The sequence below is a fragment of the Micromonospora sp. NPDC049201 genome (assembly GCF_055586805.1).
In genome coordinates, this window is the sequence record NZ_JBVJHM010000005.1 from 124,769 (window position 1) to 150,084 (window position 25,316).

General features: G+C 76.6%; 2 protein-coding genes. Both read left to right on the forward strand.

Annotated elements, in window-relative coordinates; translation table 11 throughout:
• The first annotated feature begins 270 nt into the window (after positions 1 to 270).
• The gene (locus ACZ6O5_RS12860; RefSeq protein ID WP_465976818.1) at positions 271 to 10,530 is read left to right on the forward strand and encodes a type I polyketide synthase; all 10,260 of its coding nucleotides are present in this window, start codon (positions 271 to 273) and stop codon (positions 10,528 to 10,530) included.
• Positions 10,531 to 10,553: 23 nt separating this feature from the next.
• The gene (locus ACZ6O5_RS12865) at positions 10,554 to 25,316 is read left to right on the forward strand and encodes a type I polyketide synthase (RefSeq protein WP_465977226.1); all 14,763 of its coding nucleotides are present in this window, start codon (positions 10,554 to 10,556) and stop codon (positions 25,314 to 25,316) included.

Consider the following 25,316-nt stretch of genomic DNA (forward strand, 5'->3'; position numbering starts at 1 on the left):
CGGCCCGGCCGGTCGCGGGGGCTTTGCGGACGCCGCCGCGACCGGTCCGGCCGGGTCGGTCGCGGCGGCGTACCGGCCCAGCCTGCGCACCTCGCGGCGGCGTCCCTGCTAGGGGCGGCCCTAGGGGCGGGCTAGGGGTTGTGACGCGTCTGGCCAGGCAATTACCTTCCTCACCGTAAGTGAGACCTGGTGGGCGCTGGTCAACGCAATTCGTGATCGCGCCGAACGGTATTGGGTCGCCTGTTGTTCCGGCCCGAAAAGGTGGCGCTGATGGCGACTGAGGACACCCTCCGGGAATATCTGAAATGGATGACCGCCGACCTGCACCAGACCCGGCGGAAGCTCGGCGAGCTGGAGGCCGCGAACCGCGAGCCCATCGCCGTCGTCGGCATCGGCTGCCGGTTCCCCGGCGGGGTGCGCTCCCCGGAGGACCTGTGGCGGCTGGTCGACAGCGGCACCGACGCGGTCTCGGCGTTCCCCGCCGACCGTGGCTGGGACCTGGAGCGACTCATCCACCCGGACCCCGACCACCCCGGCACCTCCTACGTCGGTGAGGGCGGCTTCCTGGACTCGGCCACCGAGTTCGACGCCGGCTTCTTCGGCATCTCACCCCGCGAGGCGCTGGGCATGGACCCGCAGCAGCGGCTGCTGCTGGAGACGTCGTGGGAGGCGTTCGAGCACGCCGGCATCGACCCGGCGACGCTGCGCGGCCACCAGGTCGGCGTGTTCGCCAGCACCACCGGTCAGGACTACGCGGCGCTGCTCCAGACGCCCCCGCCCGGCGTCGAGGGGTACGTGCTCACCGGCACCGCCGCCAGCGTCGTCTCCGGCCGCATCTCGTACGTGCTGGGCATCGAGGGACCGGCTGTCTCCGTCGACACCGCGTGTTCGTCGTCGCTCGTCGCCATGCACCTCGCCGGCCAGGCGCTGCGGCAGGGCGAGTGCACGCTCGCGCTCGCCGGCGGCGCCACCGTCATGTCCACCCCGGCCGCGTTCGTCGGGTTCAGCCGCCAGCGCGGGCTGGCCGCCGACGGCCGGGTCAAGGCGTTCGCCGCCGCCGCCGACGGGACCGCCTGGGGCGAGGGCGTCGGCGTGCTGCTGCTGGAGCGGCTCTCCGACGCCCGCCGCAACGGCCATCCCGTGCTCGCCGTGATCCGGGGCAGCGCGGTCAACCAGGACGGCGCGTCCAACGGGCTCACCGCCCCCAACGGCCCCTCCCAGCAGCGCGTGGTGCTCCAGGCGCTGGCCAGCGCCCGGCTCGCCCCGGAGCAGGTCGACGCCGTGGAGGCGCACGGCACCGGCACCAACCTCGGTGACCCGATCGAGGCCACCGCGCTGCTCGCCACGTACGGGCAGGGCCGGCCGGCCGACCGGCCGCTGCGGCTCGGGTCGGTGAAGTCGAACATCGGTCACACCCAGGCCGCCGCCGGCGTCGCCGGTGTGATCAAGATGGTCATGGCGCTGCGGCACGACCGGCTGCCCGCCACGCTGCACGTGGACGCGCCCACCCCGCACGTCGACTGGTCCGCCGGCGCGGTGTCGCTGCTCAGCGAGCCGCTGCCCTGGCCGCCGGGGGAGCAGCCCCGCCGGGCCGGTGTTTCCTCGTTCGGGATGAGCGGCACCAACGCCCACGTGATCGTCGAGGAGGCCCCACCGCCGCCGGACCCGGCCACCGCCACCCCGGCGACCCCGGACGCCGGGGCCGCCGCCACGTCGAGCGCCGCGACCTCGCCGGCTGCCGCCACCTCCACGGACGTCGCGCCGGTGACCGGCCCCGCGCCGGTGGTGGCCGCCGGTCTGGTGCCGGTGCTGCTCTCCGCGCGCGACGCCGCCGGACTGGCCGCCCAGGCCGCCCGCTGGGCCGACTGGCTCGCCACCGACGACGCCCTCGTCACCGACATCGGCTGGTCGTCGGTCACCACCCGGGGCGCGCTCGACCACCGGGCCGTGGTCCTCGCGCCGGACCGCGACGCGCTGCGCGACGCGCTGCGTGCCCTGGCCGCCGGTGACACCGCGTCCGGCCTGGTCACCGGCGCCGGCCCGCGCGGCGGGCAGGTGGCGTTCCTGTTCAGCGGGCAGGGCGCGCAGCGCGCCGGGATGGGCCGGGAACTGGCCGCCGCGTTCCCCGCCTACGCCGACGCGCTCACCGAGGTCTGCCGCGAACTCGACAGGCACCTGCCCCGCCCGCTCGGGTCGATCCTCGCCGCCGAACCCGGCACCGCCGACGCCGCGCTGCTCGACCGGACCGAGTACACGCAGGCCGCGCTCTTCGCCGTCGAGGTGGCGCTGTGCCGGCTGCTGGACTCGTGGGGCGTACGGCCGGACCTGCTCGCCGGCCACTCCATCGGCGAGGTGGTCGCCGCGCACGTGGCCGGCGTGTTCAGCCTCGCCGACGCCGCCACGCTGGTCGCCGCGCGCGGCCGGCTCATGCAGGAGCTGCCGGCCGGCGGCGCGATGCTCTCCGTGGCCGCCGCGCCCGCCGACGTCGAGGCGCTCCTCACCGACGTCGGCGGGCCGATCGGCGTCGCCGCCGTCAACGGACCGGCCGCCGTCGTGGTCTCCGGCGCCGCCGACGCGATCGCCGACGTCGAGCGCCGCGCCGCCACCCAAGGGCTACGCACCAAGCGCCTCACCGTCAGCCACGCGTTCCACAGCCCGCTGATGGAGCCGATGCTCGCCGCGTTCGCCGCCGTGGTCGAACGGCTGGAGCGGCACGCGCCGACGCTGCCGATCGTGTCCAACCTGACCGGCGAGCCGGTCGACCCGGACGAGATCCGCACCCCCGCGTACTGGGTGCGGCACGTCCGGGAGACGGTCCGCTTCGCCGACGGCGTGACCCGGCTGCGCGCGCTCGGCGCCGGCACGTTCCTGGAGGTCGGGCCGAGCGGCGTGCTGACCGCGCTGACCCGGGAGCTGACCGGCCCGGACGCCACCGCCGTGGCGCTGCTGCGCCGCGACCGCCCGGAACCGGAGGCGCTGCTCACCGCGCTCGCCGAACTGCACGTTGCCGGCGTCCCGGTCGGCTGGCGGGCGCTGTTCGCCGGCGCCGACCCGCACCGCGTCCGGCTGCCCGGGTACGCGTTCCACCGCCAGCGGTTCTGGCCCGAGCCGCCGGCCGCCGCGCCCGCCGTCGAGGAGAGCGGCGCGGACGCCGAGTTCTGGGCCGCCGTGGAACGCGCCGACGTCGACGCGCTGCGCGACCAACTCGGCGCCGCCGCCGGCCCCGACCCGGTGGAGACGCTGCGACCCGCGTTGCCGGTGCTCTCCGCCTGGCGTCGCGGCCGGCACGACCGGTCCGTGGTGGACGGCTGGTCGTACCAGGTGCGGTGGCAACCGGTAGCGGTCGCCGAGGGGGACCGGCCGACGGGCCGCTGGCTGGTGCTGCTGCCCGCGGACGCCCCTCCCGGCTGGGCCGACGACCTGCCCGCGCTCGTCGACGACGCGACAGTGCTGCGCCTCGGCGCTGACGACCTGGACCGTACGGCGCTCGCCGACCGGCTGCGCGCCGCGCTCGGTGACGCGCCGGTGGCCGGCGTGCTGCACCTGGTCGCCGGCCAGGACCGGCTGCTGCCCGAGCACCCCGGCGTCAGCGTCGCCGCCGCCACCACGCTGGTGCTGCTCCAGGCGCTGACCGACCTCGACCTTCCCGCGCCCGTCTGGTGCCTGACCAGCGGCGCGGTCAAGGCCGGACCCGCCGACCGGCTCACCGACCCGGTGCAGAACCTGGTCTGGGGCCTCGGCCGGGCCGCCGCCGTGGAACAGCCGCACCGGTGGGGCGGCCTGATCGACCTGCCGGCCACGCCCGACGACGCGGTCCGCCGCCGCCTCGCCGCCGTGCTCGCCGGCGGCAGCGGCGAGGACCAGGTCGCGGTCCGCGCCGGTGGCGTCTGGGGCCGGCGGCTCGTTCCCGCCCCCGCGCCGGAGCAGCCGGCCGGCGACCGCTGGACCGACGCGACCGTCCTGGTCACCGGCGGCACCGGCGCGCTCGGCGGACACGTCACCCGCTGGCTGCTGGAGCGCGGCGCCCGGCGGGTCGTGCTGGCCGGCCGGCGCGGCGCCGACACCCCCGGCCTGGCCCCGCTGCTCGCCGAGCACGGCGCCGACGGCCGGGTCACCGCCGCCGCCTGCGACATGACCGACCGTACGGCGGTCGCCGCGCTGCTCGACTCGCTGCCCGACCTGACCGCGGTGGTGCACGCCGCCGGCACCGACCAGCTCACCCCGCTGACCGGCACCACGCTCGACGAGTTCGCGCACGTCGTCGCCGGCAAGGTGCTCGGCGCGCTGCACCTCGACGAGTGTCTCGCCGACCGGCCGCTGGCCGCGTTCCTGCTCTTCTCCTCCGTCTCCGGCACCTGGGGCAGCGCCGGCCAGTGCGCGTACGGCGCGGGCAACTCGCTGCTCGACGCGCTCGCCGTGCACCGCCGCGACCGGGGGCTCACCGCCACCGCCGTCGCGTGGACCGCGTGGGGCGGCGCCGACGGCATGGCCGCGAAGAACACCGCCACCGAACAACTGCACCGGATGGGCCTGCCCACCATCGACCCGGCGCGGGCCCTGGTGGCGCTGGACCGGGCGCTGGACCGGCCCACCGCCGGCGTCACGGTCGCCGACGTCGACTGGAGCCGCTTCCACCCGGCGTTCACGCTCACCCGGCCCAGCCCGCTGCTGTCCGAACTGCCGCAGGTCCGCGCGTTGACCGAGGCCGAGGCGGCTCGGGACGCCGCCGCGCCGGCCGGCGTCACCGAGGCGCTGCGCCACCTGGCCGGCCGGCCCGAGGCCGAGCAGGAGCGGGAGCTGCTGCGGCTGGTCGACGAGCAGACCGCCCGGGTCCTCGGCCACGCCACCGCCGACGACCTGCGCGGCCGACCGTTCAAGGATCTCGGCTTCGACTCGCTGACCGCGGTGGACCTGCGGACCCGGCTGAACGAGGCCACCGGCCTGCGGCTGCCGTCCACCCTGGTCTTCGACCATCCCACTCCGGCCGAGCTGGCCCGGCACCTGCGGGTCACCGCGTTCGGCGCGGACGCCACCGCGCCGGCCGCGCCGACCGTCACCGCCGGGACGGACGAGCCGATCGCGGTGGTCGGCATGGCCTGCCGTTACCCGGGCGGCGTGGACGGCCCGGAGGAGCTGTGGCGCCTCGTCGCCGACGGCGTCGACGCGATCGGCGGCTTCCCCACCGACCGGGGCTGGACGGTGCCGGCGCCGGACAGCGGCTACACGCCGGCCGGCGGGTTCCTGCCCGAGGCGACCGGCTTCGACCCGGCGTTCTTCGGCATCTCGCCCCGCGAGGCGCTCGCCATGGATCCGCAGCAGCGGCTCACCCTGGAGGCCGCCTGGGAGGTGCTGGAGCGGGCCGGCGTGGACCCGACCGGCCTGTCCGGCAGCCGTACCGGGGTGTTCGTCGGCGCGTCCACCTCCGGCTACGGCACCGGGCTGACCGAGGTGCCGGAGGGCACCGAGGGCTACCTGATGACCGGTGGGGCGCACAGCGTCATCTCCGGGCGGGTCGCGTACACGCTCGGGCTCGAAGGGCCGGCCGTCACCGTGGACACCGCCTGCTCGTCGTCGCTTGTCGCGCTGCACCTGGCCGGGGAGTCGCTGCGCCGGGGCGAGTGCGACCTGGCGTTGGCCGGCGGCGTCGCCGTGATGGCCACCCCGGACACGTTCGCCGAGTTCTCCCGCCAGGGCGGGCTGGCCGGCGACGGGCGGTGCAAGTCGTTCGCCGCCGCCGCCGACGGCACCGGCTGGTCCGAGGGCGTCGGCATGCTGCTTGTGGAACGGCTCTCCGACGCCCGCCGGCACGGCCACCGGGTGCTCGCGCTGGTCCGTGGCTCGGCCGTCAACTCCGACGGCGCGTCGAACGGCCTGACCGCGCCGAACGGCCCGTCGCAGCAGCGGGTGATCCGGGCCGCGTTGGCGGACGCGGGACTGTCCACGTCGGACGTGGACGTGGTGGAGGCGCACGGCACCGGCACCACGTTGGGTGACCCGATCGAGGCGCAGGCGCTGCTGGCCACGTACGGCCAGGACCGGGAGACGCCGCTGCTGCTCGGCTCGATCAAGTCCAACATGGGTCACGCGCAGGCCGCCGCCGGCGTCGCCGGCGTGATCAAGATGATTCTCGCGATGCGCCACGCGACCGTGCCGGCCACGCTGCACGTGGACGAGCCGTCGCCGCACATCGACTGGTCGGCAGGTGCGGTGGAGCTGGTGACCGAGGCGCGGGAGTGGCCGGCGGTGGACCGGCCGCGTCGGGCGGCGGTGTCGTCGTTCGGCATCTCCGGCACCAACGCCCACGTGGTCATCGAGGCGCCCGACACGCACCTGGACAGCGGACAACCCGACGCGCCCGCGCCCGCGCTGGTCCGGACCGACGCGGTGCTCTGGTCGCTGTCCGCCCGCTCGACCGCCGCACTGACCAGCCAGGCGGAACGCCTCGCCCGGCACGTCCGCACGCACCCGGACCAGCCGCCCGCAGCGGTGGCCTGGTCCCTCGCCACCACCCGCGCCACGCTCGACCAGCGCGCCGCGGTCGTGGGCACCGACCGCGACGACCTGCTCGCCGGCCTGGACGCGCTGGCGTCCGGTGCGCCGGCGACGAATGTCGTGACCGGCACCAGCGTCGATCACGATCCGGGTCCGGTGTTCGTGTTTCCGGGTCAGGGTGGTCAGTCGGTGCGGATGGCGGCCGGTCTGGTGGGTCGGTGTGCGCCGTTCGACGCGCGGTTGGCGGAGTGTCAGCGGGCGTTCGCGCCGTTCCTGGACGTGGATCTCGTGTCGGTGTTGACCGGTGAGGACGACGCCTGGCTCGACCGGGTCGAGATCTTGCAGCCGGTCCTGTTCGCGGTTGGTGTGTGTTTGGCGGAGGTGTGGCGGGCTGCCGGGGTTGAGCCGTCGTTGGTGATCGGTCATTCGCAGGGTGAGATGGCCGCGGCGTGTGTGGCCGGGGTGCTGTCGTTGGACGACGCGGCGAAGGCCGTCATTTTGCGGGCGCGGTCGCTGGCCACTCTGGCGGGTTCTGGCGGGATGTTGGCGGTGGATCTGCCGGCCGATGAGGTGCAGGCGCGGATCGAGGGTGTGCCCGGCACGGTGGTGGCGGTGCTCAACGGTCCCGGTCACGTGGTGGTGTCCGGGCCGCCCGAGACTCTTGCCGAGCTGCGGGAGCGGTGGCAGGCCGAGGGGGTGCGGGCGAAGCCGGTGCCGTTCAACTACGCCTCCCACAACCCGGGCGTGGAGCGGATCCGTGACCGGATGCTCACCGATCTGGCGGGGCTGGTCCCGCAGCCGGGTCACACCCGGATGGTGTCCACGGTGACCGGTGACTGGGCCGACCCCGAGAGCATGGACGGCAGGTACTGGTTCACGAATCTGCGGCAGCCGGTGCGGTTCGAGGAGGCGGTGCGGACCGCGCTCGGGGCTGGGCATCGCACGTTCGTGGAGGTGTCGGCGCATCCGGTGCTCACGATGCCGGTGACGGCGATCCTCGACGACGCCGACACGGCGGGGCACACGTTGTCCACGCTGCGCCGGGGTGACGACGATCCGACCCGGCTGCTGACCAGCCTCGCGGTCGCGCACACCCTCGGCCTGCCCGTCGACCTGACCGCCGTGCTCACCCCCGCGACCACCGTCGACCTGCCCACCTACCCGTTCGCGCGGGACCGGTACTGGCTGGCGCGCGGCGGCTCCGGCCCGGTCGGGCTGCCGGCCGCCGGCCTCGACGCGGTAGACCACCCGCTGCTGCACGCCGTGGCCGACCTGCCCGGCGACGAGGGCCTGCTGTTCACCGGCCGGCTCACCCTGGCCACCCACCCCTGGCTGGCCGACCACGCCGTGCTCGGCACCGTCCTGCTCCCCGGCACCGCCCTGGTGGAGCTGGCGTCCTGGAGCGGACGCGCCGTCGACACCGCCCACGTCACCGAACTGGTCCTGGAAGCGCCGCTCGTCGTCCCGCCCACCGGCGGCGTCGACCTGCGGGTCCGCGTCGGCGCCGTCGACGACGACGGCTGCCGGCCGGTCACCGTTCACTCCCACCTCGACGACGACGGCGACACCCCGGGCGCCGGCCGCACCTGGCAGCGGCACGCCACCGGCCTGCTCGCCCCCACCCGCCCGGTCACCGTGGCCGCCGGCGGGGCGTGGCCGCCCGCCGACGCCGAACCGATCCCGCTGGACGCGCTCTACCCGCACCTCACCACGCAGGGCTACGGCTACGGCCCGACGTTCCAGGCGCTGCGCGCCGCCTGGCGCAGCGGCGACGACCTCCTCGCCGAGGTGGCGCTCGACACCGACGCTCCCGCCGACCCGTTCACGCTGCACCCGGCGCTGCTCGACGCCGCGCTGCACACCATCGGCGCCGACGCGCTGCACCGCGCCACCACGACCGCGCCGGCCGGAGACGCCGCGACCACGCCGACCGCGGCGCCCGGGCTGCCGTTCTCCTGGACCGGGCTCGCGATCCAGCCCACCCGGGCCCGGGAACTGCGGGTCCGGCTCACCCCCACCGACGGCGCGGTCGCCGCCACCGTCACCGACACCGGTGGCGTGCCGGTCGCCTCCCTCGACGCGCTCGTGCTGCGCCCGATCAGCGCCGACCAGCTCGACACCGCCCGCCGCGCAGCCGCCCGGTCCCTGCACCGCCTCGACTGGATCACCCCCGAACCGGGCGACCGCCGCCCGTCCCGCCTCGCCGTGCTCGGCGACGCCGACGAGTGGCCCGGCGTCGAGGCGTACCCGGACCTGGACGGGCTGGTCGCGGCCGTGACCGGCGTCGCGGCCCGGCCCGACGCGGTCGTCGCCACCGTCACCGGGCAGCGCGCCGACGAACCCGACCCGGCCCGCGCCGCGCACCTGCTCACCCACGAGACGCTGGCGCTGGCGCAGGACTGGCTCACCCGCGAACCGCTCGCCGACATCCCGCTGGTCGTGGTCACCCGCAACGCGGTCCGCGCCGAACCCGGCGACCGCCCCACCGACCTGCCGGCCGCCGCCGCGTGGGGCCTGATCCGCTCCGCGCAGTCCGAGAACCCGGGCCGGTTCGTGCTGCTCGACCTCGACGACGACCCCCGTTCCCCGGTGGCGCTGCCGGCCGCGCTCGGCACCGGTGAACCGCAGCTCGCGCTGCGCGCCGGCCAGATCCGGGTGCCCCGGCTGGTCCGTCTCGGCCCGCCGCCGGAGCGGACCGAACCGGCGCTGTCCGCCGGCACCGTGCTGGTCACCGGTGCCACCGGCGCGCTCGGCCGCCTCGTCGCCCGGCACCTGGTCACCCGGCACGGCGTGCCGCGCCTGCTGCTGGCCAGCCGCAGCGGCCCGGACGCGCCCGGCGCGGCCGACCTGGTCGCCGAGCTGACCGCGCTCGGCGCCGCCGCGCAGGTCGTCGCCGTCGACGTCAGCGACCGGGACGCGCTCGCCGTGCTGCTCGACGAGATCCCCGCCGACCGGCCGCTGGTCGGCGTGGTGCACGCCGCCGGCGTCCTCGACGACGGTGTGCTGCCCGCGCTCACGCCGGCCCGGTTCGACACCGTCCTCACGCCCAAGGTGGACGCCGCCTGGCACCTGCACGAGCTGACCGAGAAGCTGGACCTCGCCGCGTTCGTGCTGTTCTCCTCCTCCGCCGGCCTGTTCGGCGGGCCCGGCCAGGCCAACCACGCCGCCGCGAACGCCTTCCTCGACGGGCTCGCCCACCACCGCCGGGCGCGCGGCCTCGCCGTCACGTCCATGGCCTGGGGGCCGTGGGCCAACCCGGCCGAGCCCGGCGGGCCGCAGGGCCACGTCGACGAGCAGCGGATGAGCCGGGCCGGCTTCCGGCCGCTCGGCCCGGACGAGGGCATGGCGCTGTTCAGCGAGGGACTGCGCCACGACGAACCGGCGATCGCACCGGTCAGCCTGGACCACGCGGTGCTCGGCCGGCTCGGCCCGGCGCTGCCCCGGCTGCTGCACGGCCTGGTCCGGACCACCGTCGGCGCCGGACCGGCCGCGGCTCCGGCCGGCGACGCGGCGGCGGCGCTGCGCGACACGCTCGCCGCCACCGCCGAGGCGGACCGCGACCGGGTGCTCTCCGACCTGGTCCGCACGCACGCGGCGGCGGTGCTCGGCTACGCCTCGATCCGCGACGTGGACGAGGAGAAGGGCTTCGTCGAGCTGGGCTTCGACTCGCTGACCGCGGTCGAGTTCCGCAACCGGCTCAGCGCCGCCACCGGGCTGCGCCTGCCGTCCACGCTGATCTACGACCGGCCCACCACCGCCGCGATGGTCACGCACCTGCGCGGCGCGCTGCTCGCCGAGCGGAGCACCTCCGCGCTGACCGTGCTCGGCGAGCTGAACAAGCTGGAGACCGCGATGCGCGCCATCGCCGACGACGACACCGACCGCGCCGCCGTCGCCGTCCGGCTGCGCGAACTGCTGTCGCTCTGGACGTACGCCGACGGCGGCGCCGACGACCCCGCCGCGGGTGACGGCAACCTCAGCTCCGCCAGCGCCGAGGAACTGTTCCACCTCCTCGACGACGAACTCGGAACCGCCTGAGATGCCCCGGACCTCTGATCCCGATACGGAGCGCCCCGATGCCCACTGAGGCAGAGTTCCTCGACTACCTCCGCCGCGCCACCACCGACCTGCGCGAGGCGCGGCGGCGCGTCCGCGAGGTGGAGGCCAAGGACCGCGAGCCGATGGCCATCGTGGGCATGGCCTGCCGCTACCCGGGCGGCGTGCACGGCCCGGACGAGCTGTGGCAGCTCGTCGCCGACGGCCGCGACGGGGTGGGTGACTTCCCGACCGACCGGGGCTGGGACCTGGAGCGGCTCTTCTCCGTCGACCCAGACAACCCGGGCACGTCGTACACCGACAAGGGTGGCTTCCTCTACGAGGCCACCGAGTTCGACCCGGCGTTCTTCGGCATCTCGCCGCGCGAGGCGCTCGCCATGGACCCGCAGCAGCGGCTGCTGCTGGAGAGCACCTGGGAGGCGTTCGAGTCCGCCGGGCTGGACGCGCACCGGCTGCGCGGCAGCCGGACCGGCGTGTTCGCCGGCGTGATGTACCACGACTACGCGTCCCGGGTGCTGGACCTGCCGGAGGGCGTGGAGGGCTACCTCGGCACCGGCAACTCCGGCAGCGTGGTGTCCGGACGGGTCGCGTACACGTTCGGGCTGGAGGGCCCGGCCGTCACCATCGACACCGCGTGCTCGTCGTCGCTGGTCGCGGTGCACCTCGCCGTGCAGGCGCTGCGTCAGCGCGACTGCGATCTGGCCCTCGCCGGTGGCGTCACCGTGCTCTCCACCCCCGGCGTGTTCGCCGAGTTCTCCCGCCAGCGCGGGCTGGCCGCCGACGGGCGGTGCAAGTCGTTCGCCGCCGCCGCCGACGGCACCGGCTGGGCCGAGGGCGTCGGCATGCTGCTGCTGCAACGCCTCTCCGACGCGCAACGCGACGGCCGCCGCATCCACGGCATCATCCGGGGCAGCGCGGTCAACCAGGACGGCGCCAGCAGCGGCCTGACCACCCCGAACGGCCCCAGCCAGGAACGCGTCATCCGGCAGGCCCTCGCCAACGCGCGGCTGTCCCCGGCCGACGTGGACGTGGTCGAGGCGCACGGCACCGGCACCACGCTCGGCGACCCGATCGAGGCGCAGGCGCTGCTCGCCACGTACGGGCAGGACCGCGACGGGCGCGACCCGCTCTGGCTCGGTTCGGTCAAGTCGAACCTGGGCCACACCCAGGCTGCGGCCGGCGCCGCCGGCATCATCAAGATGGTCCAAGCGATGCGGCACGGCGTGCTGCCCCGCACGCTGCACGTGGACGAGCCGTCCCCGCACATCGACTGGTCGGCCGGCGCGGTCACCCTGCTCACCGAGGCGCGGCCCTGGCCGGAGTCGGACCGGCCCCGCCGGGCGGCGGTGTCGTCGTTCGGCATCAGCGGCACCAACGCGCACGTCATCGTCGAGCAGCCGCCGGCTGCCGACGAGCCCGAACCCACCCCCGGCACGCCGCCGCCGCTGGCGCCGGTGCTGCTCTCCGCCCGCGACCCCGAGGCGCTCGCCGCGCAGGCCCGCCGGTGGGCCGACCGCGTGGCCGCCGACGCCCGGCCGGTCGACTGGGCCGCCGCCGCCCGCCGCCGCGCCAACCTGGACGCGCGGGCCGTGGTGCTCGCCGCCGACCGCGACGAGCTGCTCGCCGGGTTGCGCGCGCTGGCCGACGGCGAACCCACGCCGACCGTGGTCACCGGCGCCGTCGGACCGCGCGGCCGGGTCGCGTTCCTCTTCTCCGGGCAGGGCGCGCAACGCGCCGGCATGGGCCGCGACCTGTACGACACGTTCCCCGTCTTCGCCGCCGCGCTGGACGAGGTCTGCGCGCACCTCGACCCGCTGCTGCCGCAGCCGCTCAAGCCGGTGCTGTTCGAAGCCGGCGACCTGCTGGACCAGACCCAGTTCACCCAGGCCGGCCTGTTCGCCGTCGAGGTGGCGCTGCACCGGCTGGCCCGCTCGTTCGGGCTGACCCCGGACTACCTCGTCGGCCACTCGATCGGCGAGCTGGCCGCCGCGCACGTCGCCGGCGTGCTGTCGCTGGCCCACGCCGCCCGGCTGGTCGCCGCGCGCGGTCGGCTCATGCAGGCGCTGCCCGCCGGCGGCGCGATGCTCGCCGTGGCTGCCGGCGAGACCGACGTGACCGCGTCACTGGCCGACGTGACCGGACGGGCCGGCATCGCCGCCGTCAACGGGCCCGCCGCGGTGGTGGTCTCCGGCGACGCCGAGGCGATCGACGCGCTCGCCGCGCACTGGGCCGACCAGGGCACGCCCACCCACCGGCTGCGGGTCAGCCACGCGTTCCACAGTGCCCTGATGGAACCGATGCTCGCCGAGTTCGCCTCGGTCGCCGCCGGCCTCGACTACGCCCCGCCCACCGTGCCGATCGTGTCGAACCTGACCGGCCGCATCGCCGAAGCCGACGAGATCACCACCGCCGACTACTGGGTGCGGCACGTCCGCGAGGCGGTGCGCTTCGCCGACGCGGTGGACCGGCTCGCCGAGGCGGGCGTCGGCACGTACGTCGAACTCGGGCCCAGCGGTGTGCTCACCGCGATGGCCGAGGGCGCCCTCGCCGACCCGGCGGCCGTGCTGGTGCCGCTGGTGCGCAAGGACCGCGCCGAATCCCGCGCCGTGCTGGAGGCGCTGGCCCGACTGCACACGGCCGGCCTGACCGTCGACTGGGACGCCCTGCTCGCCGACGCCGGCGCCCGCCCGGTCGACCTGCCCACGTACGCGTTCCACCACGAGCGGTACTGGCTGGAGCCGGTCGGCCGGCTCGCCGACGTCTCCGGCGCCGGTCTCGGCGCGGCCGGGCATCCGCTGCTCGGCGCCGCCGTCTCCGTGGCCGGCGAGGACATGGTGCTGCTCACCGGCCGGCTCTCCGCCGGCACCCACCCCTGGCTGGCCGACCACCAGGTCGGCGACGTGGTGGTGCTGCCCGGCGCGGCGCTTGTCGAGCTGGTGGTCCGGGCCGGCGACGAGGTCGGCGTGTCCCGGCTGCGTGAGTTGGCCATCGCCGCGCCGCTGGTGCTGCCCGCCGCCGGTGGCGTCCGGGTGCAGGTGCGGGTCGGCCCGGCCGACGAGGCCGGCGCCCGCGCGGTGACCGTGCACGCCCAGGCCGAGGACGACCCGGAGGCCGGCTGGGTGCGGCACGCCGAGGGCCTGCTCGAACCGGCCGTCGCCGACGAGCCCGGCCTGCCGGCCTGGCCGCCGACCACCGCCACCGAGGTCGACCTGACCGGTTGGTACGACACCCTGGCCGAACGCGGCCTGGCGTACGGGCCGGCGTTCCGGGGCCTGCGCCGGGCCTGGACCGGCGACGGCGAGGTGTACGCCGAGGTTGCGCTCCCCGAGGACGTCACCGGCGCCGGCTTCGCGGTGCACCCGGCCCTGCTGGACGCCGCGCTGCACCCGATCGGCCTGCTGCTCGCCGCCGACGGCGGGGGTCCCCGGGTGCCGTTCGCGTTCGAGGGCGTGCAGGTGCACGCCGTCGGCGCGACCGCGCTGCGGGTGCGGCTCTCCCGCGACGGCGCCGCGGTGCGCCTGGTCGCCGCCGACGACGCCGGTGCGCCGGTCGTGTCGGTGGACTCCCTGGTCCTGCGGGAGATGACCGGCCTGACCGCGCCCGGCGCGGCGGCCCGCTCCCTGTTCGAGGTGTCCTGGCAGCCGGAGCCGGTGCCGGCCGGGGACGACCTTGCCGGGTGGGCGGTGCTCGGCGCGTCCGTCGACGGGTTGTTGTCGTATCCGGATGTGTCGGCGGTGGTCGACGCGGGGGAGGGGTTGCCGTACACGCTGGTGTTGCCGGTGGCGGGGCCGTCCGACGTGGAGGTGCCTGACGCGGTGCGGGTGGTGGCGTCGGATGTGTTGGCGGTGGTGCAGGGGTGGTTGGCGGCGGAGTCGTTGGCCGAGTCGCGGTTGGTGGTGGTGACCCGGGGTGCGGTGGTGGCGGCGGGCGACGATCGGGTGACCGATCTGGCGGGTGCGGCGGTGTGGGGGTTGGTGCGGTCGGCGCAGTCGGAGCATCCGGAGCGGATCGTGTTGGCCGATCTGGATCGGGACGTCGACGGCGGGGTGCTGTCGGTGTTGGCCGGTGTGCTGGGTGACCTGCCGGCGACGGGCGGGCAGGTGGCGGTACGCGGCGACGTCGTGCTGACGCCGCGCCTGGTCCGCGCCGCGCTCCCGGCGACGGAGACGGCCTCCGCCCCGGTGGCCGGCGCGGCGACGGCCGATGACCCCGACCGTGGCCGGGGTGTCGGGGCCGGGACGGTGCTGGTGACCGGCGGCACCGGTTCGCTCGGTGCCCTGGTGGCGGCGCATCTGGTCACCGGGCACGGGGTGCGGTCGCTGGTGCTGGTGTCGCGGCAGGGGCCGGCCGCGTCGGGTGCGGACGCGCTTGTCGAGCGGTTGTCCGGGCTGGGTGCGTCGGTGTCGGTGGTGGCGTGTGACGTGACCGATCGGGATCAGGTCGCGCGTCTGGTGGCGGGTGTGGCGGGTCGGCTCGCCGGGGTGGTGCACACCGCCGGGGTGTTGGACGACGGGGTGGTGTCGTCGATCAGCGCGGAGCGGTTGGCGAACGTGCTCGCGCCGAAGGTCACGGCGGCGTGGTGGCTGCACGAGGCCACCCGGCATCTCGACCTGGACCTGTTCGTGTTGTTCTCGTCCGTCGCCGGGGTGCTCGGCTCACCCGGCCAGGCCGCGTACGCCGCCGCGAACGGTGTGCTCGACGCGCTCGCCACGCAACGCCGGCAGGACGGACTGCCGGCGGTCAGCCTGGCCTGGGGCATGTGGGACACCGACGGCATGGCCGCCGCCCAGTCCGACGTCGACCGGGCCCGCTCCACCCGCGCCGGCCTCGGCGCGATGAGCCCCGAGGTCGGCCTGGAACTGTTCGACACCGCGCTCACCGCCGGGCGGGCCACGCTCGTGCCGGCCGTCATCGACGTACCCGCGATGCGGGCCCAGATCGTCGGCGGCCGGGTGCCGTCGCTGCTGCGGGCGCTGCTCGGCCCGGTCACCACCCGCCGCCAGGCCGGCCGGGGCAACTGGGCCGACCGCCTCGCCGGCCTCGACCCGCAGGACGCCCGCGACCAGATCGACACGCTGATCCGTGGCCTGGTGGCCCAGGTGCTCGGGCACGGCGGCGCGGACGCGGTGCCCACCGACCGGGCGTTCCGGGAACTGGGCTTCGACTCGCTGACCGCGGTGGACCTGCGCAACCGGGTCAACGCGGCCACCGGGCTGCGGTTGCCGTCCACGCTGGTCTTCGACTACCCGACGCCGCAGATCCTGGCCGGCCAGGTGTACGCCGAACTGGCCGGCGCCCGCACCGACCCCACCGGCGCCCCGGAGGCGGCCACCACGACCGGCCTGGACGAGCCGGTCGCGATCGTGGGCATGGCCTGCCGCTACCCCGGTGGGGTGGAGAACCCGGAGCAGCTCTGGGAGTTGCTGGCCGCCGGTGGCGACGGCATCTCCGAGTTCCCCGCCGACCGGGGCTGGGACCTGGAGTCGCTGTTCGACAGCGACCCGGACCACAGCGGCACCTCGTACACCCGGCACGGCGGCTTCCTCTACGGCGCGCCCGAGTTCGACCCCGGCTTCTTCGGCATCTCGCCGCGTGAGGCCCTGGCGATGGACCCGCAGCAGCGGCTGCTGCTGGAGACCTCGTGGGAGGCGTTCGAGTCGGCCGGCCTCGACCCGGCCGGGCTGCGCGGCTCGCGTACCGGGGTGTTCGCGGGCGTCATGTACCACGACTACGCGTCCCGCCTGATGGAGCTGCCCGCCGAGGTCGAGGGCTACATCGGCACCGGCACCTCGGCCAGCGTGCTCTCCGGCCGCGTCGCGTACTCGTTCGGGCTGGAGGGCCCCGCCGTCACCGTCGACACGGCCTGCTCGTCGTCGCTGGTGGCGTTGCACCTGGCGGTGCAGGCGCTGCGGTCCGGGGAGTGCGACCTGGCCCTGGCCGGTGGTGTGACGGTGATGGCCACGCCGGGCACGTTCATCGAGTTCTCCCGCCAGCGCGGTCTGTCCCCGGACGGCCGCTGCAAGTCGTTCGCCGCGTCCGCCGACGGCACCGGCTGGGGCGAGGGCACCGGCGTGCTGCTGGTGCAGCGGCTCTCCGACGCGCAACGCGAGGGCCGTCGCGTCCTGGCCGTCGTGCGGGGCAGCGCGGTCAACCAGGACGGCGCGTCGAACGGCCTGACCGCGCCGAACGGGCCGTCGCAGCAGCGGGTGATCCGGCAGGCTCTGGCGAACGCGCGGTTGACCACGTCGGACGTGGACGCGGTGGAGGCGCACGGCACGGGTACCACGTTGGGTGATCCGATCGAGGCGCAGGCGCTGCTGGCCACGTACGGGCAGGACCGGGAGACGCCGTTGCTGCTCGGGTCGGTGAAGTCGAACATCGGTCACACGCAGGCGGCGGCGGGGGTCGCCGGGATCATCAAGATGGTCCTCGCGATGCGGCACGGCATCGTCCCGCCGACGTTGCACGTGGACGAGCCGTCGCCGCACGTCGACTGGACGGCCGGGGCGATCACCCTGGCCACCGCCCCGACGCCGTGGCCCGACCGGGACCGGCCCCGCCGCGCGGCGGTGTCGTCGTTCGGCATCTCCGGCACCAACGCCCACGTCATCCTGGAACACGCCCCCGCGACCGCCGCCCCGGCCGAGTTCCGGCCCGGCGCCGCCGTCGACGCCGGCGTGATCCCGTTCGCGCTCTCCGCCGCCGACCGGGCCGCGCTGCCCGACCAGGCGGGCCGGCTGCGCGCCCACCTCGCCGCGTACCCCGAGTTCGCGCCCGCCGAGGTGGCCCACGCGCTGACCAGCAGCCGGGCGACCTTCCCGCACCGCGCCGTCGTGCTCGGCCGGGACGCCGACGAACTGACCCGCGGCCTCACCGCGCTGGCCGACGGCGAAACCGTGCCCACCGTGGTCACCGGCACCGCGCTACGCAACCCGGCGCCCGTCTTCGTCTTCTCCGGCCACGGCGGCCACTGGCCCGGCATGGCCGTCGACCTGCTGGACACCTCGCCCGTCTTCGCCGCGTCCATCGCCGAGTGCGAAGCCGTCCTCACGCCCTGGGTCGACTGGTCGCTGACCGACGTGCTGCGCGGCGCCGACGGCGCACCGCCGCTTGTCGCCTCCGGCGTCGTCCAGCCCGCGCTGTGGGCCGTCATGGTCTCGCTGGCCCGGCTCTGGCGCTCCCTCGGCGTCCGGCCCGGCGCCGTGGTCGGGCACTCCCAGGGCGAGATCGCCGCCGCCTGCGTGGCCGGCGCGCTCTCCCTCGAGGACGCCGCCCGGATCGTGGCGCTGCGCAGCCAGGTGCTCGCCGACATCGCCGGCAAGGGCGGCATGGCCTCCGTCGGCCTGCCCGCCGAGCGGGTCGAACGGATGCTCGACCGCTGGCCCGGCCAGCTCTGCCTGGCGGTGGTCAACGGACCCGGCTCGGTGGTGGTCGCCGGTGACCCGGACGCGCTCGCCGAGCTGGTCGCCGCCTGCGCCGCCGACGACGTGCGGGTCCGCCCGCTCGACGTCGACTACGCCTCCCACTCGCCGCACGTCGAACCGGTCGCCGACCGGCTCCTGGCCAGCCTGGCCGGGATCACCGCCCGCCCGGCCGAGGTGCCGTTCTACTCCGCGCTCACCGGCCAGCCCACCGACACCACCACGCTCGACGCCGACTACTGGTACCGCAACCTGCGCCAGACGGTGAACTTCGAGCAGGCCGTGCGGACCCTGCTGGCCGACGGCCACCAGGTGTTCCTGGAGGTCGGCCCGCACCCGGTGCTCAGCTTCGGCATGCAGGAGACCATCGACGACGCCGAACACGACGCCGCCGTGGTGAACACGCTGCGCCGCGACGCCGGCGGCTGGCCGCGCGTGCTCACCGCGCTCGCCGAGCTGCACACCCACGGCGTCGGCGTGGACTGGGCCGCGGTCTGCGGCGTCAGCGCCGCCGCGCCCGTGCCGCTGCCCACGTACGCGTTCCACCGGCAGCGCTACTGGCCCGAGTCGCCGGTCCGCACCGGCCCGGTCGCGACCGTCGAGGACCAGGCCGACCGGCAGTTCTGGGACGCCGTGGAACGCGCCGACGCGGACGCGCTCGCCGCCGCCCTCGACGTCGACGGCGGCGCCGCCCGGGCGCTCGGCGAGGCGCTGCCGCTGCTCACCGAGTGGCGGCAACGCCGCCGCGACGAGTCCACCGTGGACGCCTGGCGGTACCGGGTGCGCTGGACGCCGCTCACCGCCGCGACAGCCGCCCGGCTCACCGGCACCTGGCTGCTCGTCGCCCCCGCCGCGTACGCCGGTGACCCGCTCGTCGGTCAGGTCGTCGCCGCCCTCGGCGAGGCCGGTGCCGGCGTCGTGCCGGTCACCGTCGACGACCCGGACCGGGCGGCCCTCGCCGGTCAGCTCGCCGGGCTCGACACCGACGCGCTCACCGGCGTGCTGTCCCTGCTCGCGCTGGACGAGACCGGCCACCCGGACCGCCCGGTCGTGCCCGCCGGGCTCGCCGGCACGCTCGCGCTCGTGCAGGCGCTCGGCGACGTCGGCTGCGCCGCGCCGCTGTGGTGCGCTACCCGGGGCGCGGTCACCACCGGCCGCGCCGACCCGCTCGACCACCCCGCGCAGGCCCTGGTCTGGGGCCTCGGCCGGGTCGCCGCGCTGGAACACCCGGACCGCTGGGGCGGCCTGGTCGACCTGCCGGCCGTCCTGGACCGCCGCGCCCGGGGCCGGCTCGCCGTCGTGCTGGCCGGGGTCGGACACGAGGACCAGCTCGCGGTCCGCCCCTCCGGGCTGTTCGGCCGCCGGCTCGCCCGCGCCGGCGGCGACACCCCGCCCGGGACCACCGGCTGGCGACCCGCCGGCACGGTCCTGGTCACCGGCGGCCTCGGCTCGCTCGGCGCGCACGTGGCCCGCTGGCTGGCCACCGACGGCGCGGACCATCTCGTGCTCACTGGCCGGCAGGGCCCGGCCACCCCCGGCGCCGCCGAGCTGGAGGCGGAGCTGACCGCGCTCGGCGCCCGCGTCACGGTGGCCGCCTGCGACGTCGCCGACCCCGACTCGCTGCGCGACCTCGTCGACCGGCTCGCCGGGCAGGACGTCCGCGTCGACGCGGTCTTCCACGCCGCCGGCGTCGCGCACGCCGGCCCGCTCGACGGCACCGACCTGGCCGCGCTCGCCGACGGCCTGCACGCCAAGGTGGCCGGCGCGGTCAACCTCGACCGGACGTTCGGCGACGACGTCGCCGCGTTCGTGCTCTTCTCCTCCGGCGCGGGCGTCTGGGGCGGCGGCCTCCAGGGCGGCTACGCCGCCGGCAACGCGTTCCTCGACGCGCTCGCCGAGGACCGCCGCCGCCGTGGCCGGCCCGCCACGGCCGTGGCCTGGGGCGCCTGGGACGGCGGCGGCATGATGGACACCGAGGGCGCCGCCGACCAGATGTTCCGCTCCGGCGTCCGGCCGATGCGCCCCGACCTGGCCGTCGCCGTGCTCGCCCGGGCGCTCGCCACCGACGAGGTCACGCTCGCCGTCGCGGACATCGCCTGGGACCGGTTCCACCAGACGTACGCGCTGGCCCGCCCGCGCCCGCTGATCGAGGACCTGCCCGAGGTGGCCCGCCTGCTCGCCGCCACCCGCGCCGACGACGAGCCGGCCGAGGCGTCCCCGCTGCGCGGCCGGCTCGCCGGGCTGGCCGAGCCGGACCGCCGTCGCGCCCTGCTCGAACTGGTGCGGAGCAACGCCGCCGCCGTGCTCGGGCACGCCTCGGCCGAGGCGGTCGGCGCGGACCGGCCGTTCCGCGACATCGGCTTCGACTCGCTCAGCGCTGTCGAGATGCGCAACCGGATCGCCGAGGCGGTCGGGCTGCGGCTGCCCGCCACGCTGGTCTTCGACCGGCCCACCCCGGCGCTGCTCGCCGGCTGGCTCGCCGACCGGATCCTCGGCGTCACCGACGCGGCGCCCGCGCCCACCCGGGCCGTCGCCGCACTCGACGAACCGATCGCCGTGGTGGCGATGAGCTGCCGCTACCCGGGCGGCGTGGACAGCCCCGAGGAGTTCTGGCGGCTGGTCGCCGAGGGCCGCGACGCGATCGGCCCGTTCCCCGCCGACCGAGGCTGGGACCTCGACGCCATCTACGACCCCGACCCGGACACGCCCGGCACCTCGTACGCCCGGGAGGGCGGCTTCGTCACCGACGTCGGCGGCTTCGACGCCGGCCTGTTCGGCATCTCGCCCCGCGAGGCGCTGGTGATGGACCCGCAACAGCGGCTGTTGCTGGAAACCGGCTGGGAGCTGTTCGAACGCGCCGGCCTGGCCCCGGCCGACATGCGGGAGAGCAGCACCGGCGTGTTCGTCGGCACCAACGGGCAGGACTACGCCACGCTGCTGATGGCCGCCCGCGCCGACACCGAGGGCTACCAGGCCACCGGCAACGCCGCCGCCGTGGTCTCCGGCCGGCTGTCCTACACGTTCGGGTTGCAGGGCCCCGCCGTCACCGTGGACACCGCCTGCTCGTCGTCGCTTGTCGCGCTGCACCTCGCGGTGCAGGCGCTGCGCGCCGGCGAGTGCGACCTCGCGATGGCCGGCGGCGTCACCGTGATGGCCACCCCCGGGCCGTTCCTGGAGTTCGCCCGGCAGCGCGGCCTCGCCGCCGACGGCCGGTGCAAGTCGTTCGCCGGCTCGGCCGACGGCACCGGCTGGGGCGAGGGGGCCGGCCTGGTGCTGCTGCAACGACTCTCCGACGCCCGCCGCGACGGCCGCCGGGTGCTGGCCGTGGTGCGCGGCTCCGCCGTCAACCAGGACGGCGCGAGCAACGGCCTGACCGCCCCGAACGGCCCCGCCCAGCAGCGCGTCATCCGGCAGGCCCTGGCGAACGCCGGGCTCACCCCGGCCGACGTGGACGCGGTCGACGGGCACGGCACCGGCACCCGCCTCGGCGACCCGATCGAGGCGCAGGCGCTGCTCGCCACGTACGGGCAGGACCGCCCCGCCGACCGTCCGCTGCTGCTCGGCTCCGTCAAGTCGAACATCGGTCACACCCAGGCCGCGGCCGGCGTCTCCGGCGTGATCAAGATGGTGCTGGCGCTCCAGCACGGCCAGCTCCCGCCCACGCTGCACGTGGACGAGCCCACCCCGCACGTCGACTGGTCCGACGGCGGCGTGGCGCTGCTCACCGAGGCCCGGCCCTGGCCGGAGACGGACCGGCCGCGCCGCGCGGCGGTGTCCGCGTTCGGCGTCAGCGGCACCAACGCCCACGTCGTCCTGGAAGCGGCCCCGCCCGCCGACGACGCCCCGACCGAGCCGGACCACGCCGCGCCGCGGCCGGCGCTGCCGCTGCTGCCCTGGCCGCTCTCCGCCGCCGACGACGAGAGCCTGCGCGCGCAGGCCGCCCGGCTGGCCGCGACGGACCTCGACGACGAGGCCGCCGCGGTGGCGCGGACACTGGCCACCGCCCGCTCCCACCTGCGGCACCGCGCGGTGCTGCTGGCCGCCGACCCGGACACCCGGCAGGCCGCGCTGCGCGCGCTGGCGGCGGGGGAGAGCCACCCCGCCGTGCGGCGGGACGTGGCCACCCCCGGCACGCTCGCCATGATCTTCTCCGGTCAGGGCGCCCAGCACGCCGGCATGGGCCGCGAGCTGTACCAGGCGCTGCCCGCGTTCGCCGAGACGCTCGACGAGGTCTGCCAGCACCTCGACGCGTACCTGCCCCGCCCGCTGAAGAGCGTGCTGTTCGCGCCCGACGGCAGCGCCGAGGCCGCGCTGCTCGACCAGACCGCGTTCACCCAGGCCGGGCTGTTCGCCGTCGAGGTGGCGCTGCACCGGCAGCTCGCCGACTGGGGCGTCCGCCCCGACCTGGTCGCCGGGCACTCCGTCGGGGAGATCACCGCCGCGCACGTCGCCGGCGTGCTGTCGCTGCCGGACGCCTGCACGCTCGTCGGCCAGCGCGGCCGGCTCATGCAGGCGCTGCCGGCCGGCGGCGGGATGCTCGCCGTCGCCGCCGGGGAGGCCGAGGTGACCGACGCGCTCGCCGGGCACGCCGACCGGGCCGCCGTCGCCGCCGTGAACGGACCGGCCGCCGTCGTGGTCGCCGGCGCCGACGAGGCGCTGTCCGCGCTCGCCGACCACTTCACCACCCTCGGCGTACGCACCAAGCCGCTCACCGTCAGCCACGCGTTCCACAGCCCGCTGATGGAGCCGATGCTGGCCGAGTTCGCCACTGTCGCCGCCGGCCTGGACTACGCCGCGCCGGTCGTGCCGCTGGTGTCCAACCTGACCGGTCGCGTCGTCGACACCGACCTGATCCGCACCCCCGACTACTGGGTGCGGCACGTCCGGGAGGCGGTGCGCTTCGGCGACACCGTCACCCACCTGCGCGACCTCGGCGTCGGCACGCTGCTGGAGGTGGGCCCGGACACGGTGCTCACCGCGCTCGCCGCCGACCTGCTGCCGGACGGCGGGCCGCTGGTCACCGGCGTGCAACGTCCCGGCCGGGACGAGGTCGCCACGCTGCTCGGCGCACTGGCCCGGCTGCACTGCCACGGCACGCCCGTGGACTGGGCGGCGCTGCTGCCCGACGCCGACCCGGTCGCGCTGCCCACCTACCCGTTCCGCCACCAGCGCTTCTGGCCGGTCGCCGACGGCGAGCTGGTCGGCGTCGCCGCCCCGGCCGCCGCCGACCCCGCCGACGACGCGTTCTGGCAGGTCGTCACCGCCGGCGACGGCGACGCCCTGGCGGCCCGCTTCGGCGTGGACCCGGACCGGCCGCTGCGCGACCAACTCCCCACGCTCGCCGACTGGCACCAGCGGCGTCGCGCCGACGCGGCCGCCGACGGCTGGCGCTACCGGATCACCTGGCCACGACGGCAGCTCACCGCCGGCCCCGCCACCGGGGACTGGCTGCTCGTGACGCCCGGCGACGCGGCGACCGAACCGGCGGAGCGGATCGCCGAGATGCTCGGCGCGCACGGCGGCACGGTGCGCACGCTCACCGTCGACCCGGCCACCGTCACCCGCGCCGACCTGGCCGGTGCCCTGCCGGACGGGCCCGGCCGGATCGTGTCGCTGCTGGCGCTGGACGAGCGCCCGCACCCGGCGTACCCGGGGGTGCCGGCCGGTCTCACCGGCAACCTCGCGCTGGTCCAGGCCGTCACCGACGTCGCGCCGACCGGGCCGCTGTGGCTGCTCACCCGGCAGGCGGTCAGCACCGGCACCGGTGACCCGCTCGCCCGGCCGGAGCAGGCCACCACCTGGGGCCTCGGGCTGGTCACCGCGCTGGAACACCCGGCGCACGCCGGTGGCCTGCTCGACCTGCCGGCCGACCTCGACGCCGCCACCGGGGAGCACCTGCTGCGGGCGCTGACCAACACCGACGGCGAGGACCAGCTCGCGGTCCGCCCGGCCGGCGTGCACCTGCGCCGACTCGTCCGGGCGCCCCGCCCGGCCCGGCCGGACGCCCCGACCTGGACGTCACCGGACACCGTGCTCATCACCGGCGGCACCGGCGCCATCGGCCGGTACGCCGCCGGCTGGCTCGCCCGGCACGGCGCCCGCACGCTGATCCTGGTCAGCCGGCGCGGCCCGGACGCGCCCGGCGTCGCCGAGACGGTGGCCGAGCTGGCCGCCCTCGGCGCGCAGGCCCGGGTGCTCGCCTGCGACCTGGCCGACCGCGCCGCCGTCGCCGCGCTCGTCGACGGGCTGCGCGCCGACGGCGAGACGGTCCGCGCGGTGGTGCACGCCGCCGGCGTCGGCCGCCTCAACCCGGTGCGCGCGGTCACCACCGACGAACTGGCCGACGTGGTCTCCGGCAAGACCGCCGGCGCCCGCCACCTCGACGAACTGCTCGACCCGGCGGCGCTGGAACTGGTCGTCTACTTCTCCTCCATCGCCGCCGCGTGGGGCGTCGGCGACCACGGCGCGTACGCCGCCGCCAACGCGTTCCTGGACGCCTGGGCGCAGTCCCGCCCGGCCGGGCCGGCGCGGGTGGTGTCGGTCAACTGGGGACCGTGGGCCGGCGGCGGCATGGTCGACGCCGACCACGCCACCGCGATGAGCCGGCGCGGCGTCACGCTGCTCGACCGGGAACCGGCGATGGCCGCGCTGCGCGCCGCGATCTCCGGCGACGACCCGGTGCTCACCGTCGCCGACGTGGACTGGGCGCGCTTCGCTCCGGTCTTCGCCGCCGCCCGGCCCCGGCCGCTGATCGGCGACCTGCCCGAGGTGGCGGCCCCGCCCGCCGGCGCCGACCCGGCCGACACCGGCGGCGCGGAGACGCTCGCGGAACTGCGCAAGCGCCTCGCCGACCTGACCGCCGCCGAACAGAACCGGCTGCTGGTCGACCTGATCCGCACCGCCGCCGCCGAGGTGATCGGCCACGACAGCCCGTACGCCCTGGAGGCCGACCGGCCGTTCCGGGACCTCGGGTTCGACTCGCTGACCGCGGTGGAGCTGCGCGGCCGGCTGGCCCGGCTCACCGGCCTCGCGCCGGCCAGCTCGGTGGTGTTCGACTACCCCACCCCGCAGGCCCTCGCCGAGCACCTGCGCGCCCAGCTCGTCGACGAGTCCTCGGAGCGGGAACTGCCCACCGTGGAGGAACTGGACCGGCTGGAGGAGGCGCTCACCCTGCGGGAGCGCGACGACCTCGGCCGGGTGCGGATCACCATGCGGCTGCACCGGCTGCTGGAGCGGCTCGGCGCCGACGAGCCGGCGGAACCGGGCGAGGACGTGGCCGACCGGCTGCGGACGGCCAGCAACCAGGAGCTCTTCGACCTTCTCGACCGCGATCTCGGGTTGTCCTGA

Coding starts and splice junctions, on each gene's coding strand:
- ACZ6O5_RS12860 (WP_465976818.1), top strand. CDS start 271: ATGGCGACTGAGGACACCCTCCGGGAATATCTGAAATGGATGACCGCC.